17 protein-coding genes are annotated in these 18,049 nt (G+C 46.3%); 10 read left to right on the plus strand and 7 right to left on the minus strand.

Annotated features, from left to right (window positions below; translation table 11 throughout):
• The first annotated feature begins 46 nt into the window (after positions 1-46).
• Positions 47-1,345 (plus strand): nucleotide sugar dehydrogenase, encoded by a 1,299-nt coding sequence (locus RBH91_RS04575; RefSeq protein ID WP_307893636.1) that lies wholly within the window; start codon positions 47-49, stop codon positions 1,343-1,345.
• A 151-nt stretch (positions 1,346-1,496) separates the two neighbouring features.
• Here RBH91_RS04575 and RBH91_RS04580 read toward each other — a convergent pair whose 3' ends face one another.
• Positions 1,497-1,676 carry a DUF5360 family protein gene (locus tag RBH91_RS04580; RefSeq protein ID WP_158027654.1) on the minus strand — a complete coding sequence of 60 codons (180 nt, stop codon included), beginning with the start codon at positions 1,674-1,676 and terminating at the stop codon, positions 1,497-1,499.
• Between the two features lie 190 nt (positions 1,677-1,866).
• Between RBH91_RS04580 and RBH91_RS04585 the strand changes: the two genes are divergently transcribed.
• A complete protein-coding gene (locus RBH91_RS04585; RefSeq protein ID WP_307893637.1) occupies positions 1,867-2,778 on the plus strand; it encodes an alpha/beta hydrolase in 912 nt (303 codons plus the stop codon).
• Positions 2,779-2,780: 2 nt separating this feature from the next.
• Here RBH91_RS04585 and RBH91_RS04590 read toward each other — a convergent pair whose 3' ends face one another.
• Complete coding sequence (locus RBH91_RS04590; RefSeq protein ID WP_076762384.1) at positions 2,781-3,158, minus strand: winged helix-turn-helix transcriptional regulator; 378 nt, start codon at positions 3,156-3,158, stop codon at positions 2,781-2,783.
• A 123-nt stretch (positions 3,159-3,281) separates the two neighbouring features.
• Here RBH91_RS04590 and RBH91_RS04595 point away from each other — a divergent pair, with 123 nt between their 5' ends.
• Positions 3,282-3,965 carry an NAD(P)H-dependent oxidoreductase gene (locus RBH91_RS04595; RefSeq protein WP_076762385.1) on the plus strand — a complete coding sequence of 228 codons (684 nt, stop codon included), beginning with the start codon at positions 3,282-3,284 and terminating at the stop codon, positions 3,963-3,965.
• Between the two features lie 47 nt (positions 3,966-4,012).
• Here RBH91_RS04595 and RBH91_RS04600 read toward each other — a convergent pair whose 3' ends face one another.
• Positions 4,013-8,323 (minus strand): multifunctional 2',3'-cyclic-nucleotide 2'-phosphodiesterase/3'-nucleotidase/5'-nucleotidase, encoded by a 4,311-nt coding sequence (locus tag RBH91_RS04600; RefSeq protein WP_307893638.1) that lies wholly within the window; start codon positions 8,321-8,323, stop codon positions 4,013-4,015.
• Between the two features lie 228 nt (positions 8,324-8,551).
• Between RBH91_RS04600 and RBH91_RS04605 the strand changes: the two genes are divergently transcribed.
• A complete protein-coding gene (locus RBH91_RS04605; protein ID WP_307893639.1) occupies positions 8,552-9,067 on the plus strand; it encodes a type 1 glutamine amidotransferase domain-containing protein in 516 nt (171 codons plus the stop codon).
• Between the two features lie 82 nt (positions 9,068-9,149).
• On the opposite strand, the gene RBH91_RS04610 is transcribed toward RBH91_RS04605, so the two are convergent.
• Together RBH91_RS04610 and RBH91_RS04615 are read right to left on the minus strand one after the other, a co-directional pair.
• Positions 9,150-9,365, minus strand: coding sequence for a DUF1128 domain-containing protein (locus RBH91_RS04610; RefSeq protein WP_076762388.1), 216 nt, complete (start codon positions 9,363-9,365; stop codon positions 9,150-9,152).
• 91 nt (positions 9,366-9,456) lie between these two features.
• Entirely contained in the window at positions 9,457-10,815 is a 1,359-nt protein-coding gene (locus RBH91_RS04615) for an alanine/glycine:cation symporter family protein (RefSeq protein ID WP_076762389.1), read from the minus strand.
• Positions 10,816-10,997: 182 nt separating this feature from the next.
• Here RBH91_RS04615 and RBH91_RS04620 point away from each other — a divergent pair, with 182 nt between their 5' ends.
• Genes RBH91_RS04620 through RBH91_RS04630 form a run of 3 tightly spaced genes read left to right on the plus strand, consistent with a single transcriptional unit; the run spans position 10,998 to position 12,652 of the window.
• The gene (locus RBH91_RS04620) at positions 10,998-11,468 is read left to right on the plus strand and encodes a low molecular weight protein-tyrosine-phosphatase (protein ID WP_307893640.1); all 471 of its coding nucleotides are present in this window, start codon (positions 10,998-11,000) and stop codon (positions 11,466-11,468) included.
• 21 nt (positions 11,469-11,489) lie between these two features.
• A complete protein-coding gene (locus tag RBH91_RS04625) occupies positions 11,490-11,828 on the plus strand; it encodes a hypothetical protein (RefSeq protein ID WP_076762391.1) in 339 nt (112 codons plus the stop codon).
• Positions 11,829-11,836: 8 nt separating this feature from the next.
• Positions 11,837-12,652: a YihY/virulence factor BrkB family protein gene (locus RBH91_RS04630; protein ID WP_076762392.1), complete on the plus strand. Its 816-nt coding sequence runs from the start codon at positions 11,837-11,839 to the stop codon at positions 12,650-12,652.
• A gap of 255 nt (positions 12,653-12,907) precedes the next feature.
• Here the strand turns inward: RBH91_RS04630 and RBH91_RS04635 are convergent, their stop codons facing one another.
• The gene (locus RBH91_RS04635) at positions 12,908-14,098 is read right to left on the minus strand and encodes an MFS transporter (protein ID WP_307893641.1); all 1,191 of its coding nucleotides are present in this window, start codon (positions 14,096-14,098) and stop codon (positions 12,908-12,910) included.
• 101 nt (positions 14,099-14,199) lie between these two features.
• Here RBH91_RS04635 and RBH91_RS04640 point away from each other — a divergent pair, with 101 nt between their 5' ends.
• From RBH91_RS04640 to RBH91_RS04650, 3 genes are all read left to right on the plus strand, one after another.
• Positions 14,200-14,580 carry an OsmC family protein gene (locus RBH91_RS04640; protein ID WP_307893642.1) on the plus strand — a complete coding sequence of 127 codons (381 nt, stop codon included), beginning with the start codon at positions 14,200-14,202 and terminating at the stop codon, positions 14,578-14,580.
• A gap of 110 nt (positions 14,581-14,690) precedes the next feature.
• Positions 14,691-15,746: a calcium/proton exchanger gene (gene cax, locus RBH91_RS04645; RefSeq protein WP_076762395.1), complete on the plus strand. Its 1,056-nt coding sequence runs from the start codon at positions 14,691-14,693 to the stop codon at positions 15,744-15,746.
• A 66-nt stretch (positions 15,747-15,812) separates the two neighbouring features.
• Complete coding sequence (locus RBH91_RS04650; protein ID WP_307893643.1) at positions 15,813-16,604, plus strand: YfkD famly protein; 792 nt, start codon at positions 15,813-15,815, stop codon at positions 16,602-16,604.
• Between the two features lie 240 nt (positions 16,605-16,844).
• Here RBH91_RS04650 and yfkAB read toward each other — a convergent pair whose 3' ends face one another.
• Positions 16,845-17,966, minus strand: a complete 1,122-nt coding sequence (yfkAB, locus tag RBH91_RS04655) for a radical SAM/CxCxxxxC motif protein YfkAB (RefSeq protein WP_307893644.1) — start codon at positions 17,964-17,966, stop codon at positions 16,845-16,847.
• Between the last annotated feature and the right edge of the window lie 83 nt (positions 17,967-18,049).

An 18,049-nucleotide genomic window follows, 5' to 3' on the forward strand; every position in this document is an offset into this window, starting at 1 on the left:
GAAACATATTTTATTGAAGGAGTGTATAGAAGGGGCGATTTCATAAATGAACAACAATCAAGAAAGCCAAAACAAAAAGATAGCGATCATAGGCCTAGGGTTTGTTGGTCTGCCCTTGGCCATGTTATTGATATCAAAAGGAATGCCGGTTATCGGTGTTGATTTGGACGAAGCAAAGATCAAATCTTTGAAAAAGGGAAACAGCTATATATCTGATATTAAAGGCGAAACGGTGCGGAGCGGCATAGATGCCGGTTTTTTTCACCCTGTTTCAGATTATCGGCTGATCAGAGAAGCTGATGCGGTCATCATTTGCGTGCCGACTCCGCTTAATGATGACTCGGGGCCAGATTTGGCTTATGTGAAAAAAGCGGCGCAAACAATCAGCGAGCACTTGCAAAAAGGCCAGCTCGTCGTTTTGGAAAGCTCAACATATCCGGGTACGACAAGAGAGCTCGTCAAACCGATTTTGGAAACAAGCGGTCTGATTTGCGGGAAGGATTTTTATTTGGCCTATTCCCCCGAACGTGTAGATCCCGGCAACCAGTTCCCGATCGAAGTCGTTCCGAAAGTGGTGGGGGGAACGACGAAAGCATGCCTTGACCAGGTCCATCAATTATACAGCGGCATTTATCAAGAGGTCGTACCGGTGACATCTCCTGAAACAGCCGAGCTGACAAAGCTGTTGGAGAATACGTACAGGTTCATTAATATATCATTTATTAATGAATTCGCGATGATTTGCGACCGGATCGGGGTGGATGTGTGGGAAGTCATCAGAGCGGCAAGCACGAAGCCTTACGGATTTGCTGCGTTCTATCCCGGACCGGGAATCGGCGGCCATTGTATTCCTGTAGACCCTTTATATTTGCAATTTGTGATTAAAAAGACCGGCCTCTCCAGCGATTTCATTGAGCTGTCAGAAGTGACGAATGAAAAAATCGTCCGCTATATCGCGGAACGTTCGCTGCAATTGGCAGAAAAAGAAAAGACAACTGAGGCAAATATTTTAATCTACGGTGTTACCTACAAACGGAATGTGGCCGATGTCCGCGAATCGAAATCCCTCGATATTATAGAGAAGCTGATCGGGATGGGGGCAGATGTTTCCTATCATGATCCGCATGTTCCTGAGCTTGATCTTCACGGCAAAAAGCTGTACAGCAGGCCGATAGATTCCAAGACATTGAAAGAATATGACTGTGTCGTTGTTTTAACAGACCATGCCGAACTCCCGAAAGAAATGCTTTTAGAACATGCAAAAGTCGTATTTGATACGAGGGGGGTTTTAAGAGACAGCTCCGGAAAGGCTAAAGTCGTTCAGCTTGGAAATGGTCTTTCGTAACGATGTCTTCGATCATCAGAATGCGGATAATCGTTAAAAATAGGTTGAAAGATCAGCAAACGGGATCGAAATCTCCGCTGAATACCCAAAATGCGATGGCTTGCAGTCAGGAACAGATTGTTAAAACAAGAGAAATAGGGGCGGCGTTTTTTCATAACGTCCGCTCATTTTTGTGTAAATATATGCTGATGAGGCCGCTGGTTGAAATCAAAAGATCGAGCGGCAAAAACGACCAATTCCAAGCAATGATGATGAGTTCGTCCTTTGAATGGAAACATACATAAATCGTGCGTTTGCTGAATGCTAAAAATTGTTTTGCCGGATCGCTTATCGTGAAGGTAAAATCCTTTTTGCTGAATCAGGTGAATGTTTCTTTCAAGTCAGCCGCCCCCATTCTAGTTCCGAGAAATCGGTACGATAGGTGCTATATACAGGAATAGGTCTAATGTAAATTCTTCACACTCACGCCCAAATCAATTCAGAATACAATGTGATAAAACAGAATGTAAAGGGTGAGGGCCGTGTGGATCGGAATTCTGTTGATTATTTTGGGGCTGGGGCTCAGCATTTTCGCCGTCAGTCTGATTGTCAGTTATTTGTTTGTACTGCCGAACAGGAGCAGTTATGAGGAGACCTTTTTTAGCGGAGTCAAAAACGGGGAAATCATTGATGATGTCTTTGATTCAAGCCAAAAAGAGGAGCTGTTTTTGACCTCTGAAGACGGCTGCCGGCTGCATGCGATGCTTTTTCCCGTTCCGGAGAGCAGGAAAGCCGTCATGATCGCCCATGGCATCAAATGGTCGCTGTTTGGCGGCTATAAATATGTCGAGCTGTTCCAGTCGCTCGGCTACCATGTCCTGCTTTGCGACAGCAGATGCCACGGGTTAAGCGGAGGATCACACGTTTCTTACGGGTTTTATGAAAAAAATGATTTGGCGATGTGGGCGGATGAGCTTGAAAACAAGCTTGGCAAAGATCTTTGGATCGGGGTGCACGGTGAATCGCTGGGAGCGGCAGCTGCCATTGAGCTGATGAAGCAAGACCGCAGAATTCAATTTTGCATTGCTGATTCCTGTTTCAGCGATTTAACCGAACTTTGCCGCTTTCAGCTGAAAGCGGCCGTCAAATTGGCCGTGCCGTTTCTCATTCCATTGACAAGCAGCCTGATTAAACGCCGGCATGGATGGGGGCTTGCTGATATTTCCCCAGTCAGCGATCTTGAACAGACAGACACGCCGCTTTTCATTATTCACGGCACAGATGATCAGCTTGTACCGCCGCAAATGGCTAAAAACCTATATGAACGAAAAAAAGGAATCAAAAGGCTCTATTTAATTGAAGGAGCCGGGCATGTCGGCGGGTTTCGCCAAAATCCGGAGGAGTATTTCAAAAAGATTAAAGATTTTTTATTAAAAGTTGAACCGGCCAACTGAAATTAAAGCTTTTCAGCAGCCGATCTGTTTCGCGCTTCACTGATTTTAGCCGCATATGACATTCCCCAGTTCATCATTTGGTGAATGATCGGAATCAGAGTCTCGCCGAACGCTGTTAATCGGTATTCGACTTTCGGCGGGACCTGTTTGTAAATTTCGCGATGGACGATTCCGTCGCGCTCCAGTTCGCGAAGCTGGAGGGTCAGCATCCGCTGCGTCACCCCGGGGATTAAACGGCGCAGTTCATTAAAACGTTTTTTCTCATCGATTAAATGAAACAAAATCACACTTTTCCATTTGCCGCCGATAATATCAATCGTCGCTTCCACCGGGCATGAATATCCTCCCTGTGTTCCGCAGTCTGCCGCATGTTTTTCCATCATCATCTCTCCTTAGTATAAAAAATGATACTATGCCACAAAAATGTGCGTACTTTTTATGTTTCATTATAAAGATTAAAATGTAAATGAGAAAGAAATTACGCTTAAAGGAGAGGGAATACGATGGCAGATCAAATAAAAAAACAAGAAATTCTTGACGCATTTCGTTTTAGACATGCCGCGAAAGAATTTGACCCCAATAAAAAGATTTCAGACGAAGATTTTCAGTTTATTTTAGAAACGGGCAGATTATCACCGACTTCATTCGGTCTTGAACCGTGGAAATTTCTTGTCATTCAAAACGAAGAATTGCGCGAAAAGCTGCGGACAGTCTCATGGGGAGCGCAAGGACAGCTTCCGACGGCAAGCCATTTCGTTTTGCTGCTCGGCCGGACGGCGCAGGAAATGAAGTATGATTCCGACTATATCGCCCATCAGCTGAACGATGTCAAAAAAATGCCGCCTGAAATCATGGAGAACATGATTAAAAAAGACGGCGTATTGAGTAAATTTCAAGAGTCGGATTTTCATTTGCTTGAAAGCGATCGAGCGATATTTGATTGGGTCTCTAAGCAAACGTATATCGCACTCGGCAACATGATGACCACCGCAGCGATGATCGGTATTGACTCCTGTCCGATTGAAGGCTTTGATTATGATCAAGTGCATGAAATTTTGGAAAAAGAGGGGCTGCTTGAAGAAGGGAAATTTGACATTTCAGTTATGGCAGCTTTCGGCTATCGTGTCAAAGAGCCGCGTCCTAAAACAAGACGGGAGCTTGATCAAGTCGTGGAATGGGTAAAATAAGAAAAAAGGCGGGTCTGCATCAAGGCAGAACCGCCTTTTTGAATCTTTTACATTTGGCTTAGATTGCGTTTTTTTCGTTGATAAAGGTAAAGTCCGCCTCCAGATGTGAGCAACAGCAAGCCGAGCAGCAGCCAATTATAGATGTTTGCGGCCGTATCGGGCAAAAAGCCGTTAGACGGCGGAGCTTGTCCGTCACCGGAACCGTCTCCGCCTTGACCGTCTGACCCATGCCCTCCGCCATTAGGATCGCTGCCAGGCGCCGCGGGAGATTCGCCGCCATTGTCCCCGCCGCCTGAGCCCGGAGGAACGGCATTGTTGTCATTCAAAACGGTATATTCGCTGAAATGGTCCACATAGCCGGCGACGGTATGGTCTTTGCTGTAGCCGTTTTTCACTTTGGTGAAGCCGTTCTTTTTCCGGTCAATATAATAAACGCTGTAGTGTTTGTCAGGCGCATCCACTTGGAAGAACAGTCCGACCGGCTCTTTAAAAGAGCTGACGGCTTTTCCTTTTTGCCGAATGCTGAAGTCGTACACCTTTGTGACCGCCTGCTTGATGTCCTTTGTGATCTTGATGCCAATCTTTGTGTCCTCGCTCGCCAGGTTGACGGCCGGCAGAAGCATAGCGATTTTATCGTTTTTCAAAGTGATGTTTGGATCATTTGATCTTTCCTTTATCAGATCAGTCTGTGCTTTTGTCATGCTCAGTTTCATGTTTTCCTTTTCTGTTTCAGGAAAATAGACGATCGCCTGATTGGCGTTTTTCGCGTATGTTTGAAACGGCTTTTCAGCAAGTGTCCATGTGCCGTCTGCCTGCTTTTCAGGCAAGAAAACTTCAGTGATCCTGTTGTCAATGTTCGGCGAAACGGAATCGTATAATTCGAGCTGTTCGGTAAAAATCTCATAATCGGTAAACCCGAGGTCTACGCCATTTTTCGCCTCTTTAAAGACTGAATAGCCGTCACCGCCGCCGCCCATGAAGTTATTCGTCGCGACACGGTAGGTTTTCTCCGGATCGAGCGGCTCAGCCTCTCCTTTTTCATTGACAAGCTTCACATCCAATATGCGTTCTCCCTTAGGCTTGCTCAATGTGAAAGTATATGTCAAACCCGCTACATGAGGGAACGCGCCTCCGCCTTCTTCGACTTGGCTGACGCCGTGTTCAAGCGCTTCTTGAATTTGCGCTCCCGTCAAATCAGCGGCATATAGCGTATTGCCGAACGGCATGACAGTGAGCACTTCACCGAGTGTAATCTTTCCTTTGTCGATGCTGCTTCTGATTCCGCCGCCGTTTGTGATTGCGATGTCAGCCCCGCCGGCTTGCTTCGCTTTTCTGAGCATGCCGTCTGCGATAAAGTTCCCGAGATTGGTTTCTTTTGAGCGGACATGCTCGCGCTTTCCGTCAAGCGGAACATCGGCATAGCCGACTTCTTTCGTCTTTAGTTCTTCAATGTCTTGTTTAAAGCCGTCAAGGACGTCTTTGGCAGCTGTCTCTTCTTCCACTTTATCGTCGATCGTGATCAAATCAAATCTTGATTGATCCGTTTGCACGACACCGTCTTCATCGAATGCAACATCGACTCTTCCTAAAAACTGTCCGTAATCTTTTACTTGTGCGACGATTGTCGGTTCTTCATTTTGCACCACTTCCAAATGATCGACGAGGGTGTGTGTATGCCCGCCGATGATCAAGTCGATTCCTTTCACTTTTTTGGCCAGCTCAAGGTCGCGGTTGTAGCCGAGGTGGGTGAGGGCGATGATTTTATTGACCTTTTCTTTTTCTTTGATGTCTTTGACAGTTTTTTCTGCGGACAAATAAGCATCATGAAAGGCAATGTTTGCGCCTGGGCTTGACGTATATGACGTATCTTCTGTTGTCAGCCCGAATACGGCCACCTTTTCTCCGTTTACATCAAGCAGAATGTAAGGGTAAATGCCGCTGTCTTTCTTTTCACCCGCTTTTAAGACTGCCGGTTTTTTTAAAAACCTGTTCAGCTCAGGCTCTTTTGCAACATCGACATTTGAGCTGACGATCGGAAAGGCCGGTTTTTCGAAATGGTGTCTGTTTTCCGGGTCAACCGCTGACCCGTTTCCGCTGAGAAAATCGCCCAGCACTTCCGGCCCTTTATCAAATTCATGGTTGCCGAAGGTCATCGCGTCATAGCCCATCAAGTTCATCAGCTTCAGGTCGGCGAGTCCGTTCCATTTTGTAAAGTACAGGTCTCCGGAGAAGACGTCTCCGGCATCAAGCAAAACATTGTTTTCCGTTTCACTGCGGATTTCTTTCACTTTTGCAGCGCGCCTTGCCGCATCATCGAGGTGGGCGTGTGTATCATTTGTATGCATGACTGTTAACGTCCAGTTTTCCTCATCTTCCGGCGGTTCTGATTCGTCAAAATTCAGCTTATAGACGCCGTATCCGCTGTTTGCAGATTCCCTCACAAAATCGATGTCTTTTGCTTTTTCCGCAAACGGTTTGGCAAGAAGGGAAGATTCGAATGTCACTTCGGCACCTTTGAGCGGTGCGATGGACCAGTTGTTGTCTGCTGCCGGATTAACCGTCTCTTTTTCCATAATGTAGTTCATCAGCACCTGCCTGTTTTCATCAGCCGCCGCATAAACCACTTTATCCTGCGTCAGATGAGGGAATCCGCCGCCTCCGGAAGCGCGGTAATTGTTAGTGACCACAAGGAATTCCTGATCATCTTTCACCGGCTTTCCGTTATAGGATAAATGTTTGATCCGGTTTGCCTGCGGATTTTTGATCCCGCCTGAAGCATTGTATTTTGCCGGCTCAGTGACATCGATCTGATATGTCACACCGTCAATCACATCGAAATTATACGATCTGAAGTCCGGATTCAGGAGTGCCTGTTCACCTGTTTGAGAAGGGTCGATTTGGTTAAACTGCCCCGCGGACATCTCGATCCAGTCCTTGACTTCGCTTCCCGTCAGCTTGACGATATAAAGCGTATTGTCGTACAAATACAGGTCGCCGATATTTTTTATGGCCAAATCGCCGGCTTTTATATTTGTATAATATTCAGGACCGTTTCGGCCTCCCGCTTTAAACGGCGCTCCGGCTGATAAGATCGGCAGGTTTTCATATTCGGTTCCTTTCATCACATCTTCCGCATACCATTTCTGTGCGTCTGTGACGATCTGGATCGAAGGGTCATCTTTTACCTGAGCAAAAAAGCTGTTGATATCGGCTTCCGTTTGGCCGACTGGCGCGCGGACGTATGCCAAGGTTTTTTTGTGCGTATCCTTAATCGTTGAAACGACGGTTTCATTTCGCGATGTCACATTTCCAGCAATCGCTTCCGTTTTGGCGCTGGCGTCTTTCACCGTCCATTTTCCGTCGTTTTGCTCCAATTGCATGTCGATCATCCCTAAATGGCTGCCCCAGTTTTTCGGCATGACGACCGGAATGCCATTGATTGTCCCTTTTTGAATATCGATTTTCGCGTTTCCGGCATAATCAGGGCCGGGAAAAAGACCGTGCTGGTGCCCTGAGATGATCGCGTCAATTCCGTTTGTTTTGACAGCCAGGTCAAACACCGCGTTTTCCGCGCCTGCCGGCTGTTCTCCATTTTCAATGCCGGTATGCGCGATGGCGATGATCACATCCGCCCCTTCGGCTTTCATTTTCGGAACCATCTCTTTCGCGGATTCTGCTATATCCTGCACCTTGATTTTGCCGTCGAGGTGCTTTTTGTCCCACGTTAAAATTTGCGGGGGAACAAAGCCTATGTAGCCGACGTTGAGATTGTGCTTTTGTCCGTTTTCATCAGTGAATGTCCGTTCTTCTATATGGTATGGTTTGTATTTATGCTGCCCGTCCATTGTTTTAATATTGGCGTTGACGATGGGGAAGTCGGCACCTTTCATCGTTCCTTCCAAAAATTCAAGGCCGTAGTTGAATTCATGGTTTCCCAATGTGCCGGCATCATATTGCAGTTTGTTCATGACATCAATGATAGGGTGTGTTTTCGTTCCGGAGATAATCGAATCACGTTCATGTTTGGAGACATATTCTCCAAGAGGGTTTCCTTGAATTAAGTCGCCGTTGTCGACAAGAAGCGTGTTCGGATGCTGGCTTTGGTATTTTTCAATAAGCTGCGCCGTTCGGGCCAGTCCGAATTCTGCCGTTTCTTTGTCGGCGTAGTAGTCATAATCCATAATGTGTGCGTGAATATCCGTCGTTCCCAAAATGCTGAGATTGATGAGCGGGTGTTCGGTTTGTTGTTCTGCATGAGTCTGGGTGTTTGGAATGAGTAAGCTGAGTATCATCACTGAGGTTAGCAGAATACGGAGAATGTTTTTACTTGAAAACCGTCTTTTCTGTATTCGCACCATTTCTCCACCTTTCCGTTTATAGTAACAATCTCTATTGTAAGAACTTTTTGTAAAGTTTTGTAGAACTTTCGTTGCGAATATTGTAAACAATCTGAAAATGATTCGAAAGTCACTGTCTGCCGAAACGGATCATTAGGTACTTTGTCCGGCGAATCTTGAATGTTTTATTTAGTGTGGCAAGGGTAAATGGATTTATGTAGACAAAAGATGCAAGGAGGGAGCAAGGATATGGGCAAAAATATAGCTGTTGTACTGACGGATTACTTTGAGGATTCCGAGTATACTGAACCAGCCCAATCATTCAAAGAGGCCGGACACAAGCTGACGGTCATTGAAAAAGAAAAAGGAAAAACGCTGAAAGGAAAGCAGGGACAGGCATCAGTGGATGTTGATGCATCCATTGATGAAGTCAGCCCTGCGGATTTTGACGCATTATTGATTCCGGGCGGGTTTTCGCCAGATATCCTGAGAGCCGATCAACGGTTTGTATCATTTGCCAAATCCTTTATGGATGAAAAAAAACCTGTGTTCGCGATCTGCCACGGACCTCAGCTTTTAATCACGGCCAAGACTTTGGACGGCCGCAGCGCTACGGGCTATACATCCATTCGTGTCGATTTGGAAAACGCGGGCGCCAAATTTCAGGACAAAGAGGTCGTCGTCTGCCAGAACCAGCTTGTCACAAGCCGGACACCGGATGACATCCCGGCATTTACACGGGAATCTTTGAACTTGCTTGGCTGATATTTGTGAAAAAAGACCGGAACCCGCGCTTCCGGTCTCTTTTTATGAAGAAAAAAGGACGGACAAGTGTCCGCCGCTGTTATCATTTTCGAAGCGCAGCCAATTCCTCGGCGATCGCCTGCATTTCACTCGGGCTGAAAGATTTCTTTTTCATGACCATTTGATGGAGATATTCAAGATCCTCGAGTTTTTCATCGCTAAAATCTTCAGCTTTGATGACACCGATATTCAGCATGTTTAATTTTTGCGAGATCTCTTCGATCATTTGATTCAGCTCGGCTGTTTTTTGCTCAGACAATAAGGCACTTCCTTTCTCTGGTGATTTCGTAGTCTTTATTGTAACAGAAATGGTTGAGAAGAAAAGAACCATTGTCAAAAAGCATATTTCATCAAACAGAAAGACTGTTTTGCTTGTCTTGTTTTTCCGTCTTGATTTTAGCGAGGATCTGTTTTGATTCGTAAATGACAATGCCTGTTAAGCCGAGCAGTCCGATTAAGTTTGGAATCGCCATCAGGCCGTTCAGCATATCTGCAAGCGCCCAAACGAAATTATCCTTGAAGATCGCACCGAAAAAGACGGCGATGACAAAAATGACGCGGTAAACAATCGCATATTTTTCATTCAGCAGATAAGTAAAGCATTTTTCTCCGTAATAAGACCAGCCCAATATGGTCGAATAGGCAAACAAGAGCAGCCCGATTGCAACAATGGTTGATCCGGCCGGACCAAGAAAATGTTCAAAGGTCATCGATGTCAGTGCATCATTCTTTTCCGACAAGTACATCTTTCCCATGACGATGGAGATTCCCGTAATCGAGCAGACGACCAAAGTATCAATGAAAACCTGGGTCATCGATACAAGCGCCTGCCGTGCCGGCATATCCGTTTTCGCCGCGGCGGCGGCAATCGGTGCGGAGCCCAGTCCGGCTTCGTTGGAGAATACCCCTCTTGCGACACCCCAGCGGATGACGGTCCCGATTGCTCCTCCGGCTACAGCCTGACCGGTAAAGGCGTCAGAGAAAATTAAGCCGATGGCGCCGGGGACAAGTTCAAAGTTTGTGATCAGAATGATCAATCCGGCAATGACATAAAATAAAGCCATGATCGGGACAAAAACGGAGGTGACTTTTCCGATGCTTTTAATCCCGCCGAGAATAACAAGCGCTGTGAATATCGTCACGATCATGCCCGTTACCCAAACAGGCACTGAAAACGTTGATTTCATGACTCCTGACACAGAGTTCGCTTGAACCATATTGCCTATTCCGAAGGCGGCCAAAGCCCCGAATATCGCAAATAATACACCGAGCCACTTTTGTTTGAGCCCGTGCTCCAAATAATACATCGGACCGCCTGACATTTCGCCTTTTTTATCTTTTACGCGAAATCTGACGGCGAGAACGGCTTCAGCGTATTTCGTCGCCATTCCGAAGAAAGCGGCCAGCCACATCCAAAACACGGCGCCCGGACCGCCGGCGATGACGGCGGAAGCGACACCGACGATATTTCCCGTGCCGACAGTGGCGGCAAGAGCGGTCATTAAAGCCTGAAAATGAGAAATGTCTCCTTCAGATGATTTATCCCGGCTTTTGCTAAAGGCAAGCTTTAAGGAATAAGGTAAAAGTCTGATCTGTAAAAAAGCCAGTCTGAATGTCAAGTAGACACCTGTTCCGACGATGAGAATCAAAAGCGGCGGTCCCCATAAAAAACCGTTCATTTGATCGACTATATTTGAGAGCAAGTTCATAGGCAAAAAATCCCCCTCTTAATTTTGTGTCTAACTAGAATATTCTGAAAGTTTGTCAGATTTGTCAATAGGGCTGTTATATTTTCTTACTGAAGTTGAAAAAAACAGAAAAATCTTTAGTATAAAATCATGTACGTTTTTCTTTCTGAAAAGAGGGGAAAGAATAGAGGAGGCCGCAAAAGATGATCAAAGTTTTATTCGTCTGCCTCGGCAACATTTGCCGATCACCGATGGCAGAAGCGGTGTTTAACGATATGCTCAAAAAAACCGGACTGGGCGATCAGATTCAAGCTGATTCAGCCGGCACCGGAAACTGGCACATCGGAAAACCGCCCCATGAAGGTACAAGGACTTTGCTGGCAGAAAAAAAGATAAACTGTGAAGGGCTGTACGCAAGACAGATTTCCAAAAAGGATCTGGAAGAGTTTGATTATTTGATTGCAATGGATGCTGAAAATGCCGGAAATATAAGAAGTCTGGCCGGCAATCAACACAAAGCCGTCATCAGGCGGCTCCTTGATGATGTGAATGACTATCATACGGAAGACGTTCCAGATCCTTATTACACGGGGAATTTTGAAGAGGTGTACGAACTTGTAGCAGAGGGCTGCCGCCAATTGCTGACAGACATTAAAAAAGAGCACAATTTGTAAAAACGAAGGGAGAGATTTTTTATGAAAGGCGATCGCGTTTTCATCAGAAACATCCTCCTCGGCGCATCGGTCGGGGCCGTCATGTCATTGCTGCACAAACCGACAAGGGAAGCGTGCGGTTTAAAATTGTCGGCATGCAAAAACAAGATCAGGCTCTACCGCGCAAATCCGGGTATGCTCACCGAATGTGCAAAAGAGAAAATGGAAGAAACCAAAAAGCTTTCGGCATCTATTTCTGATGATTTGAGCTTTTTAAATCGGCAGATCAAAGAACTGCAAGAAACCACCCCGAAGGTGATTGAACTGATCGAAGAAACGAGGGAGCACTTCTCTTCTAAATCCAAGAATCGTCAGGAGTGAGAAACGTAATGGGCTTTTTAAAAGAGCTTGGTTGGCGCTTCCTGCTCCATGAAGGGCCGAGCAAATCAGCTGAACTTGCTTATTTTTTTCTCCTGTCCCTGTTTCCGTTCATGATTTTTTTGCTGACGCTGGTGGGCTACCTGCCTGTCAAAACAGGAGATGTCATCGGACTGATCGAGCAGTACGCCCCGGAAGACACAATGTCTGTCATCAAAGAGACGTTAAACACAGGAAACAGGGGGCTGCTTTCATTCGGGATCATCGCTGCCCTCTGGTCCGCTTCAAACGGATTGAACGCGATTGTGAGAGCCTTCAATCATGCATATGAAGTAGAGGAAAACCGTTCATTTATTACGGTCCGCCTGACATCGATTCTTCTGACAGCTGCGATGGTCTTCACGATATTGATCGCGCTCCTTCTGCCGGTATTCGGAAGGACGATCGGCCATTTCATCGCCAATCTGGACGGCACCCCCGAGATGTTTCTCACCGCATGGTCGGCGCTACGCTGGGGAATCAGCCCGCTCGTGTTGCTGATTGTATTTACCGCTTTATACTTTTTTGCTCCTAATAAACGGCTGTCGTTTAAATTTGTCATTCCCGGAGCGATGGCAGCAACCGCCGGCTGGATTCTCGTCAGCGTTTTATTCTCATACTATGTCAGCGAATTTGCGAACTACAGCGCCACATACGGCAGCCTCGGAGGAATCATCGTCTTGATGATCTGGTTTTACTTAAGCGGAATGATGATTATTTTAGGAGGGGAAATCAACGCCCTTTTACATAAACGTAAAATCATTCCTGAAGAAAATCCGCGAAAATGAGCAATCTAATAAAGAACGTTAAGTTCAAAAGCGGAGGGATGATCATGACAAAGCATACGAAAAAAGGCGGAAGCCATAATAAACAAAATGCAAAGCAAAGTCCGAAACACAAAACGAGCGGAAGCGCCAACGGACAAAACGGATATCATTAAAAAAGGCGCTTAATGCCAAAAAAGGGCCGTCTGCAATTGTAAGCAGGCGGCTCTTTTTGCGTGTGGTGGAGCGGAGGTTAAGTGCACGGGCTTCCCGCTGTCATCATGTCCTGTGAAACTCCGCGTTAGATTGTTCGACAATGCCTTTTAAGTTCTTCGACTTGCCAAAAAGCACCCCGATCCAAATAACAGCCATGACAGAAGTAATCAAATAAAACAGATTCCCGTTTTCAAACCTTTGCATATACCAGCCGCCTGCGACAGGTCCGAAAATGCTGCCGATGCTGAAGGTAATGCCGCACATCAAGTTTCCGGCAGGAAGAAGGTGCTTTGGAAGCAGGTCGGCCATAAAGCTGATGCCGAGCGAAAAAGTCGAGCCAACAGCCATTCCCGCCACAAAAAAACAGACCGCTAAAAAGAGAACGGACTCAGATAAGCCGGCCGCAAAAAAACAGCTGGCCCCGATTGCCAAAATGACGAGCAGGACGTTTCTTCTCCCGAAGGTATCGCTCATGATGCCGAGAGGGTACTGAAAGACAATGCTGCCGATCGCAAAGGCGGGAAGAATGATTGATACGCCTTCAACAGAAATGCCGGACCTGAGCGCGTAGACCGGGAAATTTCCGTTCAGCGCGGTCTCCAAAAAACCGTAGCCGAATGTCGGCAAAAAAGCGACCCAGCCGAGCAAAAAGGCATGGGAAAAACGCTTCAGGCTACTATCGGCACGGGTGTCAGAGACTGCGCTTTTTTCAGGAAAGTCATTCCCGAGGCAAAACACAAACATCCAAGCGAGCAGACTGAACGCGCCTGAGATGATAAACGGCAGTGATGGCGAAATCTCTACAAGCGGCGTTAAAAAAGGCCCGGCAGCAAATCCCAAACCAAAAGAAAGCCCGTATAATGAAATATTCCGCCCGCGGTTTTGTTCAGACGATAATGTCGTTACCCATGTTTGGGTTGAAAAGTGGAGCATATGATCACCAATGCCAATCAAAAGCCGCAAAAAGAACCAAGTGAGGTAAGACTTGATAAAAACAAAGCTGAATAAACTGGCGGCAACCATTACGCCCCCGATAATGATCAACGGTTTAAATCCAAGCTTTCGAAGCGGCGCTTCCATAAACGGTGAAGCGATCAGCACGCCGATATAAAGCCCTGTCGCATGAAGTCCGTTCAATGCAGCGGAATGACCTTCCTGTTCAAAAATGACAGAGATGACCGGCAAAAGCATCCCTTGTGAAAAACCTGATATACTGACTATCAACACGAGTATGAAAAAGTGAAATCTTGACATCGCCCATTCTCCTTATCCGTCATCCTTCTTTGATCGTAAACTTTAGGAAGTTTTTAGGCAAGATGGTTTTTCTTTCACTGCCATGAAAAGAGGTGAGAACCATGGATATACAATGGAATCAAAACGGTTTCCATGCAGATCTGGCGTTTGGCCGCCTCGATATTTCAAGCCGCGAAGAAGCGGGTTTCAGGCCTTATCAGCTCATGATAGCTTCAATCGCAGCATGCAGCGGAACCGTTCTTCATAACATATTGGAAAAGAAGCGGATACAGCTGAAGGATATGATCATTCAGGCAAAAGAAGAACGCATCCTTGAAGAAGCGGGCCGCATCAAAAGCATCCATCTTCATTTTATTTTAAAAGGGGAACATCTGAAGTCTGATCAAATACAAAAAACGCTGCGAATGGCCTTGAAAAACTGTGCAATGGCCAGGTCTGTCGAAAACAGCATCGACATCAAGGAAACGTTTGAGATTCAGTAATGTTTCAAGCTTTCGCCAATGCGGAATAGATCAGTATGCCTGTATATAATTTGAAAGGTTCGTACAACAATAACCTACGACGAAAAAAGTAAAGAAAAGAGGAATGGAAAATGGGCCGTATTTTCTTTCTGATCATGGCTGTGGGTGTTCCCCTTTCAATTGTAGGAAGCCTTATGCATTGGCCGTCAACCTTGTTGTTTATCATCTATTGTCTTTCCATTATTGCACTTGCCAGCTATATGGGAAGGGCCACTGAGAGCCTTGCAATTATTGCAGGGCCCAGAATCGGCGGTCTGTTAAATGCCACATTCGGCAATGCCGTTGAATTGATTATTTCGATTTTCGCATTGAGGGAAGGGCTGATCGGCATCGTCCTCGCTTCCCTGACAGGTTCTGTACTCGGCAATCTGCTGCTTGTCGCCGGCCTGTCGTTTTTCATCGGCGGTCTTAAATACAAGCGGCAGGAATTTAATGTGTATGATGCCAGACATAACTCAGGGCTCCTCATGTTTGCGATCATTGTTGCCTTCGTCATTCCTGAAGTGTTTTCAGCGGAAATGACGGAGCCGCGGAAGCTGTCGATGAGCGTTGGCATCAGCATCATCATGATTGTGCTTTACTTGGCGGCGCTGTATTTCAAGCTTGTCAGCCACCGCGGCGTCTACCAGACGAACAAAAACGAGGCTGCAGAAGACCACGAGGAGCCGGAATGGTCGGGAAAGCGCGCGACATTGATTTTGTTTTTAGCAACGCTTGCCGTCGCCTATATTTCCGAAAACCTTGTCCATACCTTTGATACGGTCGCTGAACAATTCGGCTGGACTGAGCTGTTTATCGGCGTCATCATTGTTGCGATCGTCGGCAATGCTGCAGAACACGCTTCTGCCGTCATTATGGCTTATAAGAACAAGATGGATGTGGCAGTGGAAATTGCGATCGGATCAACTTTGCAGATCGCGATGTTTGTCGCTCCGGTGCTTGTGATTATTTCTTTGTTTTTTCAACAAGCCATGCCGCTTGTCTTTACACTGCCTGAACTTGTCGCGATGGCATCTGCCGTTCTTTTAATGATCGTGATTTCCAATGACGGGGATACCAACTGGTTTGAAGGCGCGACATTGCTGGCCGCTTATATCATTATGGGAATCGGTTTCTTTCTTCTTTAAAAAAATTGGGATAAGAGCGTCTCATCCGGAAAACAATAAGGAAAAAGGAACAGAAAGAGTGATAGTATGAAAAAGCTTTTGTGTTTTACGCTGACTGCGTTTTTATCCTTTAGTTTTTTCGCTGTACAGGAAGCTGATGCAGCTAAACCGATCAAAATTCCAAGCTCTGTCACAAACATTTCCAAAGAAAACACATACCCCAACGCTTCTCAGGATCAGCCGAGGCTTCAGCCGAGCGAATTGGCGGACGAGCTGCTGCAAACATCCGATATCACGATCGAGAATCCGCATCTGATTAAAATGCTGAATGAATCAAGCATCTCCAGTACACCGCTGGCGATCGGATACAGAGCGACGATTTATTTGGGAAGATGGGCGCTTGGGTACACATCAAATGAAACCGTCGCGAATTGGGAATATCGCAAAATCAACACAAACCGCTTTGATAACAGAGGCGGAAAAGCACCTGCCGAAATCACCTATTCGCAAGATCAGACAAGCAAAATCAAAGGCGGCTTAACGGCAAAAGTGCCCAAAGCGGAAGATGTAAAAAACATGATGATGCTGAAAGCCATGGAAAAAACAAAGCTGCCACTCGCTTTTGAAACGGTGGTCGGAGCCGGAACAAAACGGGATCAAGTGTATAAAGTGCAGTCGAAAAAACTCGGATATCTGAACGCTTACGCACCGGCCGTCAATGAAAAAGGAAAAGTCACCTATGGCGAGGTGTATCTCGTTTTAAAAGGAAGTAAAAGAAAGCTTGTCGTCAAAAATATCACCTCACAGGGAATCGGGGCATGGATTCCTGTACAGGACCACCTTACATTCGGTTTTCAGCTGAGCCATCAGCCGAAATAAGAAAAAGCAAGCCTTATGGACAGGCTTGCTTCAGCGTGTCGAGAAACCCTCGCATTCGTTGTCAGGCCTGCGCGTCGGTGCTCACGAATTCCAACATTCGCTCCGCTCCGATGCTCGGCCTTCCTAGACTGCAAGGGTTTTCAATCACGCTGAAAGGATGACAAAATCCTAAAACTTTAAACCGTTTTAGGATTTTGTCAACAATCTAAAGCAAGCCTTATGGACAGGCTTGCTTTTTCTTCATACTTTCGCTTTCCGGGAAGAAAAATCAATATCTTGATAATAGTTGTTTTTCACCAGTACATTTGGGCCGAGGCATCTGACATTCGGGCAATGGCAGTTCAGCTCCCTGGCCAGCTCTGTTTTTCTCCATTTGGCATATGCGCTCGGAAGGCTGTCTGTTTGAATATTGCCGAGCGGCGGAGTGTCCCCGAAATCCGTCACAATAATATTGCCGTCAAAAATATTTACATTCAGGCGTGAACGGCCGTCGGGATCATTTCTGACCGTGACATTTTTGGCTTCGCGCAGCCTTTTTAAAAGAAGCTGGTCTTCGGCTTCAGAGCTGCACGAATAGAAAGGCAGGGTGCCGAACAGCATCCACGTATTTTCATCGCGAATGTCGAGAAGGTGGTGGATCGCTTTTCTCATGTCCTTTAAGCTCAAAGTTTCTAAGGCGTTTGCAAAATCGCTCGGATACATCGGGTGTACCTCATGGCGCTGGCATTTCATTTCATCGACAATCTGGCGGTGAATATGTTCGATATGAGGAAGCGTCCGTTTATTGAGCATCGTTTCAGCAGAAACCATCACCCCTTCATCAACAAGCGTCCGGCTGTTTTCGATCATTTTCTCAAAATAGCGGGCCCGCTGTGCAAACGTCGGTTTTTTCTCCATCATGGCAAAGCCGATTTCGGCAAAATCTTCGACAGTTCCCCAGTTGTGGGAAATGTGAAGCACATCCAAGTAAGGAATGATCAGCTCATAGCGGCTGATGTCAAGCGTCAGGTTTGAATTGATCTGCGTCCGGACGCCGCGCTCATGGGCATATTTTAATAAAGGAACGACATATTCCTTTATAGATTTTAATGAAAGCATCGGCTCTCCGCCGGTGATGCTTAATGAACGGAGCCGCGGAATCTCATCCAGCCGTTTTAAAAGCAGGCTGACGGGAAGCGCGTCCGGGTCCTTCGGCTGGAGCGTATATCCGACGGCGCAGTGCTCACAGCGCATATTGCAAAGCGTTGTCGTCGTAAATTCAACGTTTGTCAGCTGTATATCTCCATATTGGTCAACATCCATATAGGCTTCCCACGGATCAAAATCAGGGGAAATCGGACGGACCTGCGTTTTTTCTGTCATGGCATATCTAACTCCTTTATCGATAGGACATACTAATATAGCCCAACTATTCATTTTAGACCTCATCCTAAAGCTTCGCAAGT

Origin of the sequence: Bacillus swezeyi, assembly GCF_030908325.1 — a bacterium.
In the GTDB taxonomy this organism is placed as follows: domain Bacteria; phylum Bacillota; class Bacilli; order Bacillales; family Bacillaceae; genus Bacillus; species Bacillus swezeyi.

Coding starts and splice junctions, on each gene's coding strand:
- RBH91_RS04575 (WP_307893636.1), top strand. CDS start 47: ATGAACAACAATCAAGAAAGCCAAAACAAAAAGATAGCGATCATAGGC.
- RBH91_RS04590 (WP_076762384.1), bottom strand. CDS start 3,158: ATGGAAAAACATGCGGCAGACTGCGGAACACAGGGAGGATATTCATGC.
- RBH91_RS04595 (WP_076762385.1), top strand. CDS start 3,282: ATGGCAGATCAAATAAAAAAACAAGAAATTCTTGACGCATTTCGTTTT.
- RBH91_RS04600 (WP_307893638.1), bottom strand. CDS start 8,323: ATGGTGCGAATACAGAAAAGACGGTTTTCAAGTAAAAACATTCTCCGT.
- RBH91_RS04605 (WP_307893639.1), top strand. CDS start 8,552: ATGGGCAAAAATATAGCTGTTGTACTGACGGATTACTTTGAGGATTCC.
- RBH91_RS04615 (WP_076762389.1), bottom strand. CDS start 10,815: ATGAACTTGCTCTCAAATATAGTCGATCAAATGAACGGTTTTTTATGG.
- RBH91_RS04620 (WP_307893640.1), top strand. CDS start 10,998: ATGATCAAAGTTTTATTCGTCTGCCTCGGCAACATTTGCCGATCACCG.
- RBH91_RS04625 (WP_076762391.1), top strand. CDS start 11,490: ATGAAAGGCGATCGCGTTTTCATCAGAAACATCCTCCTCGGCGCATCG.
- RBH91_RS04630 (WP_076762392.1), top strand. CDS start 11,837: ATGGGCTTTTTAAAAGAGCTTGGTTGGCGCTTCCTGCTCCATGAAGGG.
- RBH91_RS04635 (WP_307893641.1), bottom strand. CDS start 14,098: ATGTCAAGATTTCACTTTTTCATACTCGTGTTGATAGTCAGTATATCA.
- RBH91_RS04640 (WP_307893642.1), top strand. CDS start 14,200: ATGGATATACAATGGAATCAAAACGGTTTCCATGCAGATCTGGCGTTT.
- cax (WP_076762395.1), top strand. CDS start 14,691: ATGGGCCGTATTTTCTTTCTGATCATGGCTGTGGGTGTTCCCCTTTCA.
- RBH91_RS04650 (WP_307893643.1), top strand. CDS start 15,813: ATGAAAAAGCTTTTGTGTTTTACGCTGACTGCGTTTTTATCCTTTAGT.
- yfkAB (WP_307893644.1), bottom strand. CDS start 17,966: ATGACAGAAAAAACGCAGGTCCGTCCGATTTCCCCTGATTTTGATCCG.